Raw genomic sequence first — 15630 nt, forward strand, 5'->3', positions numbered from 1 at the left:
CAAAGCGTCACTGGCGGATGGGTAGCCTCATGACTTTCGCCTTGCCCGAGTCGGTTCTGGTCGTCGTGCACACGCCCGGCCTGCAGGTGCTGTTGCTGCAGCGCGTCGGGCGTCCCGGCGCGTGGCAGTCGGTCACCGGCGCTCGCGAAACGCGCGATGCCACGATGCAGGATACCGCACGGCGGGAACTGTTTGAGGAAACCGGCATCGATGCCGAAGCGCCGCGCGCATGGAACTGGGTCAATCGCTACACGATCTGGCCGGCGTGGCGCCGTCGTTATGCGCCCGATGTGACGCACAATGTCGAACACACGTTCTCGGTATGTGTTGCCGCGCCGTGTGCGGTGCAGCTGTCGCCGGGCGAGCATGAGCGCTACGTCTGGGTGTCGTGGCGCGACGCCATCGCGCGCTGCCTGTCCCCCACCAACCGCGAGGCCTTGCGCCTGCTGCCGCGCATGGCGGCAACGTCGATGTGACCTTCTGCGAAGGGCCTTACGGCGTCGGCCGCAGTCGCCGGGCGACGAGCATGCCGATGGCGATCAGCAGGCCGCCGCCCACCAGCAGGCCGAACGCGATGTAACCGCCGTTGTTGTCGAAGAAGCCCGGCGTGGAGCGGTCGCGCGGCGTGCGCGCCTTGCGCGTCGTGACGTCAGGCGGAGTTTCGCCGATCGGCGGGCGGCTTTCGCGGAACCGGCGCGAGGTCTCGCCATTGGCGCTCAGCAAGCGGTCGATGTGTTCGCGGGTGTCGCGCAGCATCCAGTCGATCTCGGAGCCGTCGTCGTACGGCGTCAGCACCTGCACGATCATGGGCGTCGATTCGACCGCCGTCGTTGCTGTCAGCGCCATGAACTGGCGGGTCTCGCCGTCGATCTTCGTTACGACGGCTTCCGCCAGGATGGCGGCCCGGTCGGTGCGCTCGATCAGGCCCACGGCTGCGAAGCGGTCTTCCGTGCCGCCGGTGGGAAAGCCCTTTTCCGCCAGTTCGAGCACACGAGCCTTGCCCAGCACGTCGCCCGGCACGACACGGCGCAGGAATGTGCGCCGATCCTCGCCCTCGGTGTCGAGCCGGCGAGTCCATAGGATCTGGACGATTTCGATCGGCTCGTGTGCGGTGTCGGCACGCCAGGACTTCAACTCGTCGCATGGCGCCAGACGGCGCAGCACACGGTCCTGGCCGGCCAGCCGGTCGAAGCTGGCAATCAGTACGCGGTCACGCCGGTCCCCGGGTTCCAGATCGCAGTAGCCGAACGGGGCCGGCACGGAGATCGTCTCGCCCTCGATGTCGACCTTTAGCGTGGTGGCCTGCTGGCGATCCTGCGCCAGGGTCGCGGTCGACAGCAGTCCCAGGGCGCCGGCAGCGGCGATGGCAACGAGAAAACGCATGGCCCCATCATAGCCCGTTGTGAGCGGTAGCTCCACTGCGGCGCGGTCGCACGGGTCGGGGGCATGTCCCTGCTCGGGCCCGCCCTGAGGGCAGGCCGTTGTCAACTCTGGCGTGCATCAAGTTTGCTTGTCGGCTGTTGACGGTGCGCCGTAGTCTCCCGTCCGGTGTTTCAGTCCTATCGGGAGCCTGACCATGGCGATGCCTGCCGACGCGCAGACCAATTCGACGATCGTCGCCGACTATCGTGCCCGCACGCCCGGCTCGGCGGCGCTGTTCGAGCGCGCCAACAAGCTGTTCCCCAGCGGCATCACTCACGACACGCGTTACCTCGATCCCTATCCGCTTTACGTGCAGCGCGGGCAGGGCTCTCGCAAATGGTGCGCCGACGGCCACGACTATGTCGATTATTTCGGCGGCCATGGTGCGTTGCTGCTGGGACACAGCCATCCGGCGGTGGTCGAGGCCGTGCAACGGCAGATGGCCATCGGTACGCACCTGGGCGCCTCGCACGAGCTAGAGGTGCGCTGGGCCGAGCTGGTGACGCGTCTCATTCCCTGCGCCCAGAAGGTGCGGTTCACGTCGTCCGGCACCGAGGCCTCGCACATGGTGCTGCGCCTGGCGCGGGCGTTCACCGGCAAACTGAAGATCGTACGCTTCACCGGCCACTTCCATGGCTGGCATGACCAGGTAGTGGCCGGCGCCGTATCGCATTTTGACGGCGGCGTGCCGGTCGGCGTGCTGCCGTCGATCGTCGATCTCTCCATCGTGATGCCGACCGACGACGTGGCGCCGACGGTGAAGCTGCTCGAAGAGCGCGACGACATCGCCGCCGTCATCCTCGAACCATCGGGTGCGTCCTGGGGCCAGGTGCCGCTGCCGCCGGGCTTCATCCAGGCCTTGCGCGATGCGACGGCGCGCCGCGGCGTGCTGTTGATCTTCGACGAGGTGATCACCGGTTTCCGCTGGTCATCGGGTGGTGCCCAGAAGGCGCTAGGAATCACGCCTGATCTCAGCATCCTGGCCAAGATCGTGGCCGGTGGCTTGCCCGGCGGCGCCGTCGTCGGTCGCCGCGATATCCTGGACCTGCTCGACTACGCCGTGACGCGGGCCGGCAAACGCGAGAAGGTCGGGCATCAAGGCACCTACAACGCCAACCCGGTGTCGGCCGCCGCTGCCGTCGCGGCGTTGGAGATCGTCGCCAACACCGATGCCTGCGACCGCGCAAACGCCACCTCGGCGCGCCTGCGCGATGCCATGCGCCAGGTGCTGGTCGAGGAGGCCGTGCCGTGGGGTGTCTACGGCGATGCCTCGTCGTTCCACATCTTCGCCAACCCCAACGGCGTGCCCGTCGATCCGGCGACCTTCGATCCGCACAAGCTCGGCTTCAAGGGTCTGAAGGGCGCCCGCGACGGCGCACTCGTGGGCAAGATCCGCATGGCGCTGATGAACGAAGGTATCGACGTCATGCCCAGCCCCGGCGGGCTGGTGTCGTCGGTGCATGACGGCGCCGACGTCGATCGCACCGCCGAAGGCCTGCGCCGTGCCGTGCGGGCACTGAAGGCGGAGCGCGAGATCAGGGGACTGTAGTTCCGTCCCCGACGCAGGATCACGCCGCCATCGCCTCACGCGGTGGTGCACGGCGCCAGGCCAGGGCCTCGGCGATGTGGAGTCGCCGCACGCCGTCGCTGGCATCGAGGTCGGCCAGCGTGCGGGCGACGCGCAGCACACGGTGATAACCGCGCGCCGACAGGTTGAGACGCTCGACGGCGCGCGTGAGCAGGGCGCGTCCGTCGGCATCCGGCGTGGCAATCGCACTGAGCAGTTCACCGTCGGCCTGGCCGTTGGCGCGCGGGATCGCACCTGATGCCAGCGACGGGTCCTTGCGGATCAGGTCGGCGAAACGCTGGCGTTGGACGGCGCGTGCCGCCGCGACGCGCGCGGCGACATCGGCCGAGGACTCGGCCGGCGGGGGCAGGGCGAGATCGGCCGGTGCCACCGGCGGCACGTCGATCGCCAGGTCGATGCGGTCATACAGCGGACCGGAGATGCGGCCCTGGTAGTCGGCACCGCACCGCGGGGCACGGCCGCAGGCCCGCGTCATGTCGGCTAGGTTGCCGCAGCGACAGGGGTTCATGGCGGCCACCAGCAGGAAGCGCGCCGGATAGGTGACGTGCGCATGGGCGCGTGCCACGGTCACGCGGCCGCTTTCCAGCGGCTGGCGCAGCGCCTCCAGCGCCGAGGGATTGAATTCCGGCAACTCGTCGAGGAACAGCACGCCATGGTGCGCCAAGGACACTTCGCCGGGGCGTGGCCGTGTGCCGCCGCCGACCAGCGCCACCAGGCTCGCCGAATGATGCGGATCACGAAACGGACGCCGCCGGGTCAGCTTGCCTTCGCCCAGTTGGCCGGCGAGTGACTGGACCATGCTGACCTCGAGTGCCTCGTCGGCATCCAGCGGCGGCAACAGGCCGGGCAGGCGCGCGGCCAGCATCGATTTGCCGGCGCCGGGCGGGCCGATCATCAGCAGGTTGTGGGCGCCGGCGGCAACGACCTCGAGCGCCCGCTTGGCGCTCTCCTGCCCCTTGACGTCGCGCAGGTCGGGGTAACGGCCATTGTCAGTTGCCAGTGTCGCCGGTGGCGGCGCCAGCACCTGGGTGCCCTTGACGTGGTTGATCAGAGCCAGCAGCGAGGGTGCGCCGATCACCTCGCCGCAGCGGGTGGTGCGCCGGCCGGCGGCGGCCTCGTCCTCCCCAGCCGAATCGACCGCCTCGAAGCCACCCCAGGCCGCCTCGCCGCCACACGCCGCCGGGCAGATGATGCCGCGCCCGCTGCCGGCAGCGTGGACGGCGGCCGGCAGGACGCCCGCCACCGGCGTCAGGGCACCGTCCAGCGCCAGTTCACCCAGCGCAACGTAGCCCTCCACGATATCGGCCGGGATCACGCCGATCGCCGCCATCAGCGCCAGCGCGATCGGCAGGTCATAGTGACTGCCTTCCTTCGCCAGATCGGCCGGTGACAGGTTCACGGTGATGCGCCTGGGCGGTAGCGCCAGGCCCAGCGAGGCCAGTGCAGCGCGAATGCGCTCGCGGCTCTCACCCACGGCCTTGTCGGGCAAGCCAACCAGCGTGAAGGTCGGCGAGCCGCCTGAGATCTGGACTTGCACGTCGATCGGCACCACATCGATGCCCTGAAAGGCGACAGTCCGTACGCGCGCGACCATGATAATTTCCTGCTTGTTCGTGAGAACAATTATAGAACGTATATCACAAGGTGAAATATACCTATGGTTGTATTCGTGTGTTCGGCGCGATCGTGGTAGCGGTGAAACGTAACGAGTGCGGACCATGGAAGCCCGAGACCAGCGAACGATCGCCCGAATCCTCAAGGTCAATCATGCGGGCGAACACGGCGCCATTCGCATCTATCGAGCCCAGATCTGGGTCGCGCGACGCCTTTACCCCGATCTCCTGCCTTTCCTGACCGAGACGATCGGCCATGAGATCGAGCACTGCCGCCTGTTTCTTGACGCCATGCCGCAACGACAGGCCCGGCCGTGCCGCTTCATGGGGTTCTGGGGCAGCGGTGGCCTGATCCTGGGCGTCGCCACGGCGTTGATGACCCGGCAAGGGATCTGGATCTGCACCGCGGCGATCGAGGCTGCCGTGCACCGACATCTGGATGACCAACTGCACTTTGTCCGCGATCGTGACGTGCAGCTCCACGCGCTGATCGAGTCGATCCGAGGCGAAGAACTGCAGCACCTGAGGACGGCGCAGGAGAACATCGTTGCCCGCACGCGATGGACGCGGTTCCTGACGGCCATCATCTCCTGGGCCACGGATGTCGTCATCTGGCTGTCGACGTCGGGCGACTCCCGGAAGATGGCACAGGACCTGGCGGCAGCCCGATTGGCGACCGGCTGACGGATGCGCCGTCAGCCCTTGAGCTTGCTCGCCAGCTTGACCGCGAACGCGGCGACCGGCGGTGCCACCTCGCCCTCGGTCTTGATGGCAATGACGGCGCCACCGTTGGACAGCGCCGAGATCGTGATCGACCACTTGCCGCTGGCCGCCGTCGATTCCAGCACATAGTCGGTGATCGACTGCCCGGCCTGGTACGGCTCGATCAGCCGCCAGCCGGCCCAGCGAAACCGGGCGAACCGGATCGCGGCGCGGTCGTTGGCGTCGACCACGTTGCCATCGGGATCGAAGACGGTGATCGGCAACGGTTCGTCGGCACTGCCGCCATGCTTCTGCACCAGCATCCGGGCGAGGGGAGCAAACATCGACGTCTCCTTCATGCAGGTGCGTAGTCCTATCCGGAAACGTCACCCCACGGAACGGTGATCGTGTCCGAATGCGCTCTCGTGTAGCATCGACCGCGATGTGGCGTTTCACCCGCACGGCCAGCGCCACCGCCGTCGGCGCGGCGGTGGAGGCGGATCTGGATCACGCCGAGCGTGCCGGCTTCGGGCTGGCCGTCATCGGCCGCTCGGTGGCGCTGGCACCGATCGGATTGTATTACGGCTACGTCCTGCATTGGCCCAGCGGCCTCTACGCGTTGCTGGCCGTATCGCTGCTCATCGCCATCGGCTTGGTGCAGTTGCCCCTGTTGGGCACCCGGCATGAACGCGTCTGGCATCGTTATGCTCTCTTCGCTTTCGATGTCACTGCGTTCGCGGCCCATCTGGCGCTGGTGCCATTGAGCACAGGCGGTGACGTGCCGCAGAACCTCGTGTTCCTGCGCGGCATTACGCTGGTGTTCATTATCATCGCCGCGTCGGTGCTGACCTTGTCGCCGAAGCTGGTGCTGTGGACCGGCATCTGTGCCGTGGCGGCGTTGTGGGCGGCGATCGGCTGGATCCTGGCCGGCATGGACCGGATCATCACGTGGTCGGATCTGCCGGCCGGGCCGTCGCGCGAACAGTACGTCGCCGTGGTGCTCGATCCCGATTTCATCGCCCTGCAATCGCGGGTGATGGACAGCATCATCATCCTGCTGGTGACCGGCATCGCGGCGCTGGCCGTGCACCGGGCGCGGGCAGTGGTGCGGGCCCGGGCAGCGGCCGAACACCAGCGCAATCGCGTGCTGCGGCTGTTCGGACAGTACGTGCCCGAGCAGGTGGCGGCGGCATTGATGGATACGCAGACATTGGCGCCGCAGACCCGCGACGCCAGCGTGCTGTTTGCCGACATCAAGGACTTCACGCGGCTGTCGGAGTCGCTGGCCCCGGCCGACGTGATCGGCCTGTTGAACCGCTTCTTCGACGAGGCGGCAACCGTGATCGTCATGCGCGGCGGCGTGGTGGTGAACTTCGTGGGCGATGCGATGGTGGTCGCGTTCAATGCGCCGCTGCCGGCCGCCGATCACGCGGTGCGGGCCGTCGAGGCCTCGCGTGCCCTTCTGGACCTGGCCGGGTCACGTGATTTCGCCGGACACCGACTGGCACTGCGCATCGGTGTCGCCAGCGGCGCGGTCGCGGCCGGCACGGTCGGCGGTGCCGGGCGGCAAACCTACACGATCTACGGCGACACGGTGAACCTTGCCCAGCGCCTGCAGGAGCTGACCAAGGAGCTGGACACCGACTGCCTGATTTCGGACGCCACCCATGCCGCCGCCGGTGCGGCGTGCGATGATGCTGTTGCCAACGGCACGGTCACGATCCGCGGCCGCGAACAACCCGTGGGGGTATTCGCGATTGCGCATCCGAAGGCTCCCACGATGTCGGTATCGCCGCCGATGGTGTCGCAGCCGCTGCCACAGCCGACCTGATCCGACTAGAATGGCGTCATGGCCGAGATCGAGATTCGCATCGAGACGCCGACATCGCAGCCTGCTGCGACATTGATCGCGGCGCTGGATGCCGATCTCCGTCAGCGCTATCCGGGTGAGCCGACCAACGGCATCGATGCCGAAACGTTCGAGGATAGTGGCGGCGTGTTTGCCGTCGGCTATGTGCGCGGCGAACCGGCGGCGTGCGGTGCGTTTCGTCCCCATGACACGGCGGCCGAGATCAAGCGCATGTTCGTCGTGCCGGCATTCCGTGGCCGGGGACTGGGACGGTTGATGTTGCAGTTCCTGGAAGGCGAGGCGCAGCGGCGCGGCTTTGTGCGCGCCATCCTGGAAACCGGAATCGCGCAGCCCGAGGCGATCGGCCTCTACCGCGCCCTGGGATGGCGGCCGATACCGGCGTTCGGCCCTTACGTCGGCGATCCGCTCAGTGTCTGCTTCGAAAAGAAGCTGGCGTGATCCGAGGGCCTCTCGCCACGGCGAGGCGGTTGCCGTGGCTGTATCGGGCCCTGTAAAATGACGGCCTTCTTTACAGGGGTCTGCATGATGCAGGCAGGTCGGGCGCATGTCGGAGCGTGACGATCCGGGGCTTCGCCGGGTGGCGCCCGAGATTCGCCTCGACACGGCGCTGCGTCCCCGGCCGCTGGCACTCACCGCGCCGACAGCAGGAACCGTACCGCGTCGAACCTTGCTGACGGGTCTCACAGGCGTTGCGGCGTTTGCGATGACCATGGGGGTCTCGACCGCACTACGGATGCCGTCCGGGCCGCCCAGCGTGCCGGGTCCGGTGGCGCGACACCTGGACCTGATCGTGGCGCACACCGGCGAAACGTTCTCGGATGTGTTCGCGGAAGGCGACCGCTATGACACACCCAAGCTCGCGCGTCTCAGCAAGCTGCTGCGCGACTATCAGAACGGCGAAGTGAAGCCGATCGATCCGGCGTTGTTCGACCTGATGGCGCGTATCCAGTCGCATGTCGGCCAGCCGTTGCGCGTGCTCAGCGGTTATCGTTCCTGGCGAACGAACCGCTTCATGTATCTGGTCGGCATGGATGTCGCGGAGCACAGCCAGCATGTCGCCGCCAAGGCCGTGGACTTCACGGTGCCCGGCATTCCCGCGGCCAAGCTTGGTGAGATTGCGCGACGCAGTGATGCCGGCGGCGTCGGCGTCTATCGCTCGGGCTTCGTCCATGTCGATACGGCGTCGATGCGCGACTGGACCGGCTGACACCACGGCCACAACATCCTCACAGGCATCGGTAACCCGATCACGGCTTGATCACTGGCGAGGTCGCGCGCCCGCCACACTATGACGCTTGGATGCTGAGCCGAATGTGATTCGGCACTTCACGTCATGACTGGCGCGGGTGACCATCGATGAATACGCCTTTGGCAAGCAGTGTGGTGCGGCGGCGAAGCGCTCTGGTGGGCCTGGCTGGTACCGCGGTGTCGCTGGCAACGGGTGCGTCCGCTTGGGCACGCGGGCCGTCGGTGCGATCCGAGAGCGTGCAGTCGAGCCTCCAGGCGAAATATCTGAATCTCGTCGTGGCGCAGACTGGCGAATCCTTTGCTGACACTTTTTCTGCCGGCGATCGTTACGACAACGATGGCCTCACGCGCCTCAACCGGCTTCTGCGCGATTATCGCACTGGCGAGGTGAAGGCAGTCGATCCGGCGTTGTTCGATATCCTGGCACGGGTGCAGTCGAAGGTGAGCCAGCCGCTGCGCGTGCTGAGCGGCTACCGTTCGGCACAGACCAACCATCTGCTGCACATGGCCGGCTTCGATGTCGCCGAGAACAGTTTCCACATTTCGGCGCGGGCGGTCGACTTCAGTGTCACGGGGGTTCCGGTCGCCACGCTGGGCGACATCGCGCGCCAGTGCGGGGGCGGTGGGATCGGCATCTACAAATCAGGCTTCATCCACGTCGACACTGGCCCGGTGCGCAACTGGAGCGGAGACTGACGTGCCGTCAACGGATCCCGCATTGCTGGCGGCTGACGCCGGCCGTGGCCCAGCGGGCGCCGTCGCGAAAACAGCCGTCTGACCATTCCCCCGTGAAGACCTGCTTGCTGCGGGCGGTCTTGGTGCCGCTGCCGTGTGCCTTGCCGTCGCGCCACTCGCCGTCGTAGCGATCGCCGTTCGCCCAGGTGTAGACGCCGCGGCCATTTTCCTTGCCGTCGCGGAATTCACCCTCGTAACGATCGCCATTGGGCCACGTGCGCACGCCCTGGCCATGGAAGTCGCTGTTGCGGAACTCGCCGTCGTAGCGGCCGCCGTCGCGCCAGGTGAAGACGCCGCGGCCGCTCATGTTGCCGCTGCGGTATTCGCCTTCGTAACGCGCACCGTCCGCCCAGGTCTGCACGCCGCGGCCGGTCCGGTAGCCGTCGCGGAAATCGCCCTCGTAGCGCATGCCGTCGGGCCAGACATGGACGCCGCGACCGGTGGGGCGGCCGATCTGCATGTTGCCCTCGAACCGCTCGCCCGGCTGCTGGTTCTCGAACCATTGCAGGATGCCGTGGCCCTGGGCGTAGCCGTTCGCGCAGGCACCGCTCCAAGTGATGGATTCGTTGGGTTGCGGCTCGGCATTCCAGATGCGGCAGCGTGTGCGGGGATCGGCGATCCAGCCCGACGCCGGATTGCCCTGTGCGTGCGCTGTGCCGATCAGAAAGAGGAGACAGAGCGACAAGGGACGCAGCATCGGAAAGCCCGTTTCACCGATCGCAGTGATGCGGTCAGCTGACCGCAGCCTTTACATAGCGAGCGCTGCGGTCCCGTGGCGCGTTCTTTCGGTGACCAATCAGCGCCGATGCCGTCTCCAATCGTTGGCAAGCGATACCACGTCGCGGCAATCGGTATGCACGCCGATTGCCGTCGCCCCTCCAGGCACCGGGACATGATTGCGCGTCGGGTGAGGTGACAGGGCGGGCCGCCCCGTCACCCGATGGGCCGCCGTTCAGGCGGCAAGCGGCGTGAACGGCACGCGTTCGCGCCGCACCAGTTTCGGCAGTCCCTGCTCGACGATCAGGCTCTTGAAATGATCGGTCTGCTGATGCGCCTCGAAGGCAGCTTCGTCCGTGAACAACTCATACAGGAAGAACACGTGATCGTTCGATGGTGAGCGGTGCGGCTCGAAGCGCAGCACGTTGGGCTCCTTCGATCGCACGGCGCTGGCCATGCGACGCAGGATGTCGGCCACGGCGTCGGCTTCGCCGGGGCGTGCTTCCCAGGTGACGGCCAGCGCGAGCGATCCAGCCGATGATGAAGTGGGCATCGTCATCTCCATGCGTTTGTCGTGGACGAGAGACGCTATCACCGCGGGTGGCACCCTTCGCCGTCCGTTGCTTCGACGCCGGTCGAACCGTCGGCGTGCGAACGAGTCGGTTCATGCTCCCGGGAGCGCGGGCGTCCCGCCCGCGTTCACAGGTTCCGGATTGAGCTGAATCCGCTATAGACTGATGGCGGCCTCGGGTCGGCGAGACCCGAAGGAGGCACGATGATGCTGGATCGTCTCGCCTCGTGTCAGCACCACTGCGGCAGCGTCATGACGCTCGCGGTTCTTGTGGCCCTGTTTCCGGGCAACTGGTTCGGACCGGATGCCCGTGCTCATGACGACCATGACTGGATCGGCCGCGGCGGCTATCGCAGCCCGCTCACCAACGAATGGTGCTGCGGCAAGGAGGATTGCGTGGTCATTCCCGCCGACGAGGTGGAGCCGACCGCGCCCGGCTGGTGGATCAAGCCGACAGGGGAGGTCGTGCCCTATATCGACACGCTGCCCAGCCAGGACGGCCGGTTCTGGCGTTGCCACCAGCCCAACGGCATGCGCCGCTGCTTCTTCGTGCCGCCGCGGACAAGCTGATCGCCGCGCGGCTGTCTCATGACGGTGCCAGCAGTCCGCACAACTGGTCGGCGTAGAGGTTCCAGCCCTGGTCGAGCAGGGCGAGTGTGTCGGGCGGCACGCGGCCGCGATGGCTGATGCGCAACCGGCAACCCTCAGCGTGGGGTGCGATCTCGAACGATACGATCGTCGGTGCGCCATCCGTGCAGGTAAAGGACCACACCATGCGGTGCGGCGGCTCGATCGCCAGCACCGCGCAATCGGTCCAGCCGCGCCAGCCGGGCACGGCCTGCCCGGTGATGCGAAAGGCGTGGCCGACGACAGGCGCGAACAGGATCGGGAAGAACCAGCGCGCGATCTCGTCGGCGTTGGTGATTGCGCGCCACACCCGCTCCGGCGAATGCCGCAGCGTGCGCTCGATCAGCAGCTGGAACTCACTGTCCGGCATCGTCATCGAGGTGGGCCTCCAGCCGGTCGACCGCGGACTCCCAGAACCGCGCCAGCCCGTCGATCCAGGTGCGCACGGCCGCCAGTCCGGCCGGATCGACGCAGTAGAGCCGGCGGCGCCCGGCTTCGCGGCGCGTGACCAGACCGGCCTGGTGCAGGATCTGCAGATGCTGCGAGACGGCGGCGAGGGAGATCGGGAAGTGACCTGCCACGTCCTGCACGCCGCGCTCGCCGGTCGCGAGGTAGGCGAGCAACTGCCGCCGATGGGGATCGGCCAATGCCTGGAAAACGTCTCCCGTATCCGTTGCCTGCTTGTGTGGTCGTGCCATATTTAAGTTATTACTTGAATATTGGAGGCGACGCAATTACCTTCGCGCCCATACCAACAACGGAGCTCAGCCATGGCGATCAAGCGGGTGGCTTTTGTCAGCATCACCGTCAGCGATCAGGACAAGGCGCTGGCGTTCTGGCGCGATGTGATCGGGCTGGAGGTCACGCGGGACACGCCGATGGCGCCGGAGGAGTGCGGTGGCGAGCCGGGCGGGCCCTCGCCGATGCGCTGGATTGAACTGAAGATCGCGGGCGCCGACACCGCGCTGGTGCTGACCTTGCCGATGGGACCGGACGACAAAGCGGGCAAGTTCATGAACATGGCGTTCTGGACCGACGACCTGGACGGCACACATGAGGCGCTGCGCGCCAAGGGTGTCGTCTTCACCGCACCGCCGACGGTGGCCCGCTGGGGTCGGTTCGCGCTGTTCCAGGATCCTGACGGCAACACCTTCTGTATCAGCCAGACGTGAGTTTTCTACCTTCCCCCGCTTGTGGGGGAAGGTAGAGGGCCGCTCAATATCCCATCTTCTTTTTCAGGGCCTGGTCGATCCAGATGCGGGCATAGACCGGGCCCGGCCGCATCGATCCCAGGCTGGTCTCGCCGCCATAGTTCTTCACCCACGGCCACCAGGCGGCATAAACGTAAGGCGTCGGCAGCCAGATGCAGGGCGCCTGGGCGATGATGTCGGCGGTGACCTCGCGCAGCATGGCCTTGCGCTGTTCTTCATCCTGCGTCCGATGGATTTCCAGAACCTTGGCGTCGAGCTTGGGATCGGAATACATCGGCGGGTTCCACAGCTCGCCGGTGACGAAGCCCTTGCGAATGGCGCTCGTGGGCGTGGTGTGGCTGGCGTTCATCAGATAGCCGGGCGCATGCTTGCGCGTGGTCATGGCCGAGAGAAACGCGGCGTACTCCATCGGCTGCAGTTCGACCTTCACCCCGATCTGCTCAAGATAGGCCACCACCAGCGGCGCCAGCTCGGCATGATCGGCCGACAGGGCATTGTACTGCATCTTGAAGGTGAAGCCGTTGGGGTAGCCGGCCTCGGCCAGCAGTTTCTTCGCCTTGGCCGGATCGTAGGCATACATCTCCTGCGCCGCCGCCGGCAGCTTGTCGAGCCGGTCGACGTAGCCTGTCCAATCCGGATGCATGGGATAGCCGTACAGCTCCGCATCGCCCACATAGTGGGCGGCGATGATCTCCTTCTTGTTGATCGCCATGTTGAGCGCGCGGCGCACACGCACGTCATCGAACGGCTTGGTGTCGGTGCGCAGCGCCACGAAAGAGCCCAGCCCGGCCAGGCGTTTGCTCCATTTCAGCTGCGGCGCGCTCTTGCGCAGTTCCTCGACGGAGCGGGCGTTGATCAGCTCCAGGATGTCGATCTTGCCGGTGCGCAGGGCGGCATGCTGGGTCGCCTCGTCCTTGATGGTGCGATAGACCAGCTTGTCGATGAACGGGATCTTGTAGGCTTGTCCGCCGACGGTCTCCTTGTCCCAGTAGATCGGGTTCTTGGCGTAGGTGTTGGAGTTGCCCTGCACGAAGTCCGCCAGCATGAAGGGGCCGGTGCCGTTGACGTTCTTCCAGCTGCCGGCGCCGGCATCGACGACTTCCTTCGGCGTCACCGCCGAGAAGAAGCCCCACGCCATGCGATAGTCCCACTCGGCGTTGTACTCGTTGAGATAGTAGACGACGGTGTATCTGTCCTTGGCCTCGACGCGATCGACGAAGTCGAAGTAGGTGGGCGCCGCCTTGGGGCTCGAACGCGAGCGATTGAAACTGAAGACGACATCGTCGGCGGTCAGTTCGCGCGACGCCATCACGCCCGGCTTGTCGGGAAACATGACGCCTTTGCGCAACGTGAAGACCACCGACAACGGATCCTGGACCAGCTCCCACTTCTCCGCGAGCTCGCCGCGCTGTGCGTCTGGCGGCAGGAAGGAGTCGATGGTGAACGAATATTGGCCGCCCTTGCGGATGCTCTTGCTGAGGTCGCCGGCAATCAGCTGCTCGTAGAACTGGCCGGTGTCGTGGTTCAGCTTCCAGTTCCAGTCGTACGGATCCCACGACAGCGCCGAGAGCGCGGCGAATACCGTGGCGATCTCCAGGGTGCCGCCGTACTGCGGCGTCTCGGGGGTCTGCGCCGCAGCGCCACCGCTCAATGCCACCGCCAGGGCGCCTGATATCAACCGGTCGCGCAAAGCCCGCACGCGCATCTCCCCCTCCTGTGTCTTGCAAGCCCTCCCGCGTCTTGTCTTGGCGGGATTTTTCAGGTCGGTGCTGCCTCGCGGCGCAGTGCCGTGATACCCGACATCATCGAATCACGTGCCGCTTCGAGCAGGGCGCGCGCGATGCGTTCAGCCGACGGGGCGTCGCCACCCTTCATCGCGTTCAGCAGATCGCGCCAATAGCGCGCCGATTGCCGCCGCCGCGCCTGGGTCGCGAAGTCGACCGGTGTTTCGCTCCACGCCATGCGCCACAGCGGATTGATCTTGATCTCGTCGAGGATCCGGATCAGTGGCTTGTTGTCGCTGAAGCGGGCGATCAGCTGCATCGCGTCGGAGGCGAGCAAGCCGTGGTCGCGCGCACTGATGTCCATCGTTTCGGCCGATTGCTGCAGCTGCTCGACCAGAGCCGTCAGGCGATCGATGAATTCCGGCTTGGCGTGCCGGGTGGCCTCACCCGCCGCCAGCCCGAACAGAACGGCGCGCACGGTGAACAGCGAACCGAGCTCGCCCAGATCGAAGGAGCGCACGCGCGCGCCGTGCCGCGGCAGGATCTCGACCAGGCCGCGGCGCTCCAGGATGCGGAAGGCCTCGCGCACCGGTCCGCGGCTGACATGATAGAGGTCGGCGAACGTCTCTTCCTTCAGCCGGCTGCCGGGCGGGCATTCGCTGCGCAGGATCAGATGGCCGAGATGATCGGCGACCTGTTCGGCCAGCGGCAGGGTGCACAGCGGTGATGCATCCCGTGCCGAGGCTCTCTGCGGCCGCCGGAGGTCCTCATGTGAAGAGAAGGCCTGTTGGACGTCCATGGCACCCTCATGCGGGTCGGAAAGGGAGAAATTGCGCAATCTCGCGCGCCAGCAGATCGGGAGCCTGTAACGCGCTGGCGTGGCCGATCCCCGGCAGCGTGCGGCAGATCGCGCCGGGAATGTCGTCGGCGATGGTCCGCGTGTGAGCCGGGGGGACGATCTGGTCGGCGTCACCCACCAGCACCAGTGTCGGACACGTGATCGTGGCGAGCGCGATTTTGGTGATGGGGCGGCGGATCGCGGTCTGTCGCCGTGCCCGCTGCGCCGGCGTGGTCAGCGGCTTGGCATGACGCCAGACATCGACGACCCCGGGATTCTCGGCGACGAACGTCGCGGTCGTGAACAGGGCGGCCAACGGGGCAAGCCCAGCATCGCCCGCGGCGCGGTAGGACGCTGCCGCGGCCATCCCGGTCGGATTGAGGTCGGGCAGCGATGCGTCGGCCCGCATCGCACCACCCAGGATCAGGCGCTCCACGCAGGCCGGATGACGGGCAGCGAGCAGCTGCGCGATCAGCCCGCCCAGCGACTGGCCGAAGACATGCGCCGCGCCCAGCCCGAGACCGCTGATCAAGGCCGCCGCGTCGTCCGCCAGGTCGAGCAGCGTGTAGGCGTCGGCCTCATGCTCGGTCAGGCCGCAGTCGCGCTGGTCGTAGACGATCACGGTGGCGCGCGGCGACAGCATGGACGCGACGGTGCGGAACATGCGGCTGTCGGCCTCGGCACCGTGGATCAACACCAGCGGCGGGCCGGCGCCCGCGATGTCGTAGGCGGTCGAGATATGGTTGGCCACCAGCCGACGCATT

19 protein-coding genes are annotated in these 15630 nt (G+C 66.8%); 9 read left to right on the top strand and 10 right to left on the bottom strand.

Annotated elements, in window-relative coordinates:
- Positions 1-29: 29 nt before the first annotated feature.
- On the top strand, positions 30-476 hold the full coding sequence (nudB, locus tag FQU96_RS03385; RefSeq protein WP_146539412.1) for a dihydroneopterin triphosphate diphosphatase: 447 nt from the start codon (positions 30-32) through the stop codon (positions 474-476).
- A gap of 16 nt (positions 477-492) precedes the next feature.
- Here nudB and FQU96_RS03390 read toward each other — a convergent pair whose 3' ends face one another.
- Complete coding sequence (locus tag FQU96_RS03390; protein WP_146539413.1) at positions 493-1383, bottom strand: hypothetical protein; 891 nt, start codon at positions 1381-1383, stop codon at positions 493-495.
- A gap of 193 nt (positions 1384-1576) precedes the next feature.
- On the opposite strand from FQU96_RS03390, the gene FQU96_RS03395 reads away from it, so the two are divergent.
- Entirely contained in the window at positions 1577-2971 is a 1395-nt protein-coding gene (locus FQU96_RS03395; RefSeq protein WP_218574582.1) for an aspartate aminotransferase family protein, read from the top strand.
- Between the two features lie 19 nt (positions 2972-2990).
- On the opposite strand, the gene FQU96_RS03400 is transcribed toward FQU96_RS03395, so the two are convergent.
- A complete protein-coding gene (locus tag FQU96_RS03400) occupies positions 2991-4604 on the bottom strand; it encodes a YifB family Mg chelatase-like AAA ATPase (RefSeq protein ID WP_146539414.1) in 1614 nt (537 codons plus the stop codon).
- 124 nt (positions 4605-4728) lie between these two features.
- On the opposite strand from FQU96_RS03400, the gene FQU96_RS03405 reads away from it, so the two are divergent.
- Positions 4729-5307, top strand: a complete 579-nt coding sequence (locus tag FQU96_RS03405) for a demethoxyubiquinone hydroxylase family protein (RefSeq protein ID WP_146539415.1) — start codon at positions 4729-4731, stop codon at positions 5305-5307.
- An 11-nt stretch (positions 5308-5318) separates the two neighbouring features.
- Here the strand turns inward: FQU96_RS03405 and FQU96_RS03410 are convergent, their stop codons facing one another.
- Complete coding sequence (locus FQU96_RS03410) at positions 5319-5669, bottom strand: hypothetical protein (RefSeq protein ID WP_146539416.1); 351 nt, start codon at positions 5667-5669, stop codon at positions 5319-5321.
- A 98-nt stretch (positions 5670-5767) separates the two neighbouring features.
- Here FQU96_RS03410 and FQU96_RS03415 point away from each other — a divergent pair, with 98 nt between their 5' ends.
- The 4 genes from FQU96_RS03415 (at position 5768) to FQU96_RS03430 (ending at position 9139) form a co-directional block, all read left to right on the top strand.
- Positions 5768-7156: an adenylate/guanylate cyclase domain-containing protein gene (locus FQU96_RS03415; RefSeq protein WP_146539417.1), complete on the top strand. Its 1389-nt coding sequence runs from the start codon at positions 5768-5770 to the stop codon at positions 7154-7156.
- 18 nt (positions 7157-7174) lie between these two features.
- Positions 7175-7633 carry a GNAT family N-acetyltransferase gene (locus FQU96_RS03420; RefSeq protein ID WP_146539418.1) on the top strand — a complete coding sequence of 153 codons (459 nt, stop codon included), beginning with the start codon at positions 7175-7177 and terminating at the stop codon, positions 7631-7633.
- Between the two features lie 106 nt (positions 7634-7739).
- On the top strand, positions 7740-8402 hold the full coding sequence (locus FQU96_RS03425) for a DUF882 domain-containing protein (RefSeq protein ID WP_146539419.1): 663 nt from the start codon (positions 7740-7742) through the stop codon (positions 8400-8402).
- 149 nt (positions 8403-8551) lie between these two features.
- Entirely contained in the window at positions 8552-9139 is a 588-nt protein-coding gene (locus FQU96_RS03430) for a DUF882 domain-containing protein (protein ID WP_146539420.1), read from the top strand.
- 7 nt (positions 9140-9146) lie between these two features.
- Here FQU96_RS03430 and FQU96_RS03435 read toward each other — a convergent pair whose 3' ends face one another.
- Both FQU96_RS03435 and FQU96_RS03440 read right to left on the bottom strand, forming a co-directional pair.
- Positions 9147-9875 carry an MORN repeat-containing protein gene (locus tag FQU96_RS03435; protein WP_146539421.1) on the bottom strand — a complete coding sequence of 243 codons (729 nt, stop codon included), beginning with the start codon at positions 9873-9875 and terminating at the stop codon, positions 9147-9149.
- Positions 9876-10130: 255 nt separating this feature from the next.
- Complete coding sequence (locus FQU96_RS03440; protein ID WP_178130289.1) at positions 10131-10448, bottom strand: putative quinol monooxygenase; 318 nt, start codon at positions 10446-10448, stop codon at positions 10131-10133.
- A 222-nt stretch (positions 10449-10670) separates the two neighbouring features.
- Here FQU96_RS03440 and FQU96_RS03445 point away from each other — a divergent pair, with 222 nt between their 5' ends.
- On the top strand, positions 10671-11036 hold the full coding sequence (locus FQU96_RS03445; RefSeq protein WP_146539423.1) for a hypothetical protein: 366 nt from the start codon (positions 10671-10673) through the stop codon (positions 11034-11036).
- Between the two features lie 16 nt (positions 11037-11052).
- Here the strand turns inward: FQU96_RS03445 and FQU96_RS03450 are convergent, their stop codons facing one another.
- Positions 11053-11469 (bottom strand): SRPBCC domain-containing protein, encoded by a 417-nt coding sequence (locus FQU96_RS03450; protein ID WP_146539424.1) that lies wholly within the window; start codon positions 11467-11469, stop codon positions 11053-11055.
- Positions 11450-11791: a helix-turn-helix transcriptional regulator gene (locus FQU96_RS03455; protein WP_146539425.1), complete on the bottom strand. Its 342-nt coding sequence runs from the start codon at positions 11789-11791 to the stop codon at positions 11450-11452. The genes FQU96_RS03450 and FQU96_RS03455 overlap by 20 nt, the downstream gene beginning before the upstream one ends.
- A gap of 72 nt (positions 11792-11863) precedes the next feature.
- On the opposite strand from FQU96_RS03455, the gene FQU96_RS03460 reads away from it, so the two are divergent.
- Positions 11864-12265: a VOC family protein gene (locus FQU96_RS03460; protein WP_146539426.1), complete on the top strand. Its 402-nt coding sequence runs from the start codon at positions 11864-11866 to the stop codon at positions 12263-12265.
- Between the two features lie 43 nt (positions 12266-12308).
- Here the strand turns inward: FQU96_RS03460 and FQU96_RS03465 are convergent, their stop codons facing one another.
- The 3 genes from FQU96_RS03465 to FQU96_RS03475 are packed head-to-tail and all read right to left on the bottom strand — an operon-like array spanning position 12309 to position 15629.
- Positions 12309-14009: an ABC transporter substrate-binding protein gene (locus tag FQU96_RS03465; RefSeq protein ID WP_146539427.1), complete on the bottom strand. Its 1701-nt coding sequence runs from the start codon at positions 14007-14009 to the stop codon at positions 12309-12311.
- Positions 14010-14062: 53 nt separating this feature from the next.
- Positions 14063-14827: a GntR family transcriptional regulator gene (locus FQU96_RS03470; protein ID WP_146539428.1), complete on the bottom strand. Its 765-nt coding sequence runs from the start codon at positions 14825-14827 to the stop codon at positions 14063-14065.
- Positions 14828-14834: 7 nt separating this feature from the next.
- Positions 14835-15629 carry an alpha/beta fold hydrolase gene (locus tag FQU96_RS03475; RefSeq protein ID WP_178130290.1) on the bottom strand — a complete coding sequence of 265 codons (795 nt, stop codon included), beginning with the start codon at positions 15627-15629 and terminating at the stop codon, positions 14835-14837.
- Between the last annotated feature and the right edge of the window lies 1 nt (position 15630).

This window comes from Reyranella sp. CPCC 100927, assembly GCF_007859315.1.
Classification (GTDB): Bacteria; Pseudomonadota; Alphaproteobacteria; order Reyranellales; family Reyranellaceae; genus Vineibacter.

What these genes read in the sequence shown, in the direction of transcription:
- nudB (WP_146539412.1), top strand. Translation starts at nt 30, where the DNA reads ATGACTTTCGCCTTGCCCGAGTCGGTTCTGGTCGTCGTGCACACGCCC.
- FQU96_RS03390 (WP_146539413.1), bottom strand. Translation starts at nt 1,383, where the DNA reads ATGCGTTTTCTCGTTGCCATCGCCGCTGCCGGCGCCCTGGGACTGCTG.
- FQU96_RS03395 (WP_218574582.1), top strand. Translation starts at nt 1,577, where the DNA reads ATGGCGATGCCTGCCGACGCGCAGACCAATTCGACGATCGTCGCCGAC.
- FQU96_RS03400 (WP_146539414.1), bottom strand. Translation starts at nt 4,604, where the DNA reads ATGGTCGCGCGCGTACGGACTGTCGCCTTTCAGGGCATCGATGTGGTG.
- FQU96_RS03405 (WP_146539415.1), top strand. Translation starts at nt 4,729, where the DNA reads ATGGAAGCCCGAGACCAGCGAACGATCGCCCGAATCCTCAAGGTCAAT.
- FQU96_RS03410 (WP_146539416.1), bottom strand. Translation starts at nt 5,669, where the DNA reads ATGTTTGCTCCCCTCGCCCGGATGCTGGTGCAGAAGCATGGCGGCAGT.
- FQU96_RS03415 (WP_146539417.1), top strand. Translation starts at nt 5,768, where the DNA reads ATGTGGCGTTTCACCCGCACGGCCAGCGCCACCGCCGTCGGCGCGGCG.
- FQU96_RS03420 (WP_146539418.1), top strand. Translation starts at nt 7,175, where the DNA reads ATGGCCGAGATCGAGATTCGCATCGAGACGCCGACATCGCAGCCTGCT.
- FQU96_RS03425 (WP_146539419.1), top strand. Translation starts at nt 7,740, where the DNA reads ATGTCGGAGCGTGACGATCCGGGGCTTCGCCGGGTGGCGCCCGAGATT.
- FQU96_RS03430 (WP_146539420.1), top strand. Translation starts at nt 8,552, where the DNA reads ATGAATACGCCTTTGGCAAGCAGTGTGGTGCGGCGGCGAAGCGCTCTG.
- FQU96_RS03435 (WP_146539421.1), bottom strand. Translation starts at nt 9,875, where the DNA reads ATGCTGCGTCCCTTGTCGCTCTGTCTCCTCTTTCTGATCGGCACAGCG.
- FQU96_RS03440 (WP_178130289.1), bottom strand. Translation starts at nt 10,448, where the DNA reads ATGCCCACTTCATCATCGGCTGGATCGCTCGCGCTGGCCGTCACCTGG.
- FQU96_RS03445 (WP_146539423.1), top strand. Translation starts at nt 10,671, where the DNA reads ATGATGCTGGATCGTCTCGCCTCGTGTCAGCACCACTGCGGCAGCGTC.
- FQU96_RS03450 (WP_146539424.1), bottom strand. Translation starts at nt 11,469, where the DNA reads ATGACGATGCCGGACAGTGAGTTCCAGCTGCTGATCGAGCGCACGCTG.
- FQU96_RS03455 (WP_146539425.1), bottom strand. Translation starts at nt 11,791, where the DNA reads ATGGCACGACCACACAAGCAGGCAACGGATACGGGAGACGTTTTCCAG.
- FQU96_RS03460 (WP_146539426.1), top strand. Translation starts at nt 11,864, where the DNA reads ATGGCGATCAAGCGGGTGGCTTTTGTCAGCATCACCGTCAGCGATCAG.
- FQU96_RS03465 (WP_146539427.1), bottom strand. Translation starts at nt 14,009, where the DNA reads ATGCGCGTGCGGGCTTTGCGCGACCGGTTGATATCAGGCGCCCTGGCG.
- FQU96_RS03470 (WP_146539428.1), bottom strand. Translation starts at nt 14,827, where the DNA reads ATGGACGTCCAACAGGCCTTCTCTTCACATGAGGACCTCCGGCGGCCG.
- FQU96_RS03475 (WP_178130290.1), bottom strand. Translation starts at nt 15,629, where the DNA reads ATGCGTCGGCTGGTGGCCAACCATATCTCGACCGCCTACGACATCGCG.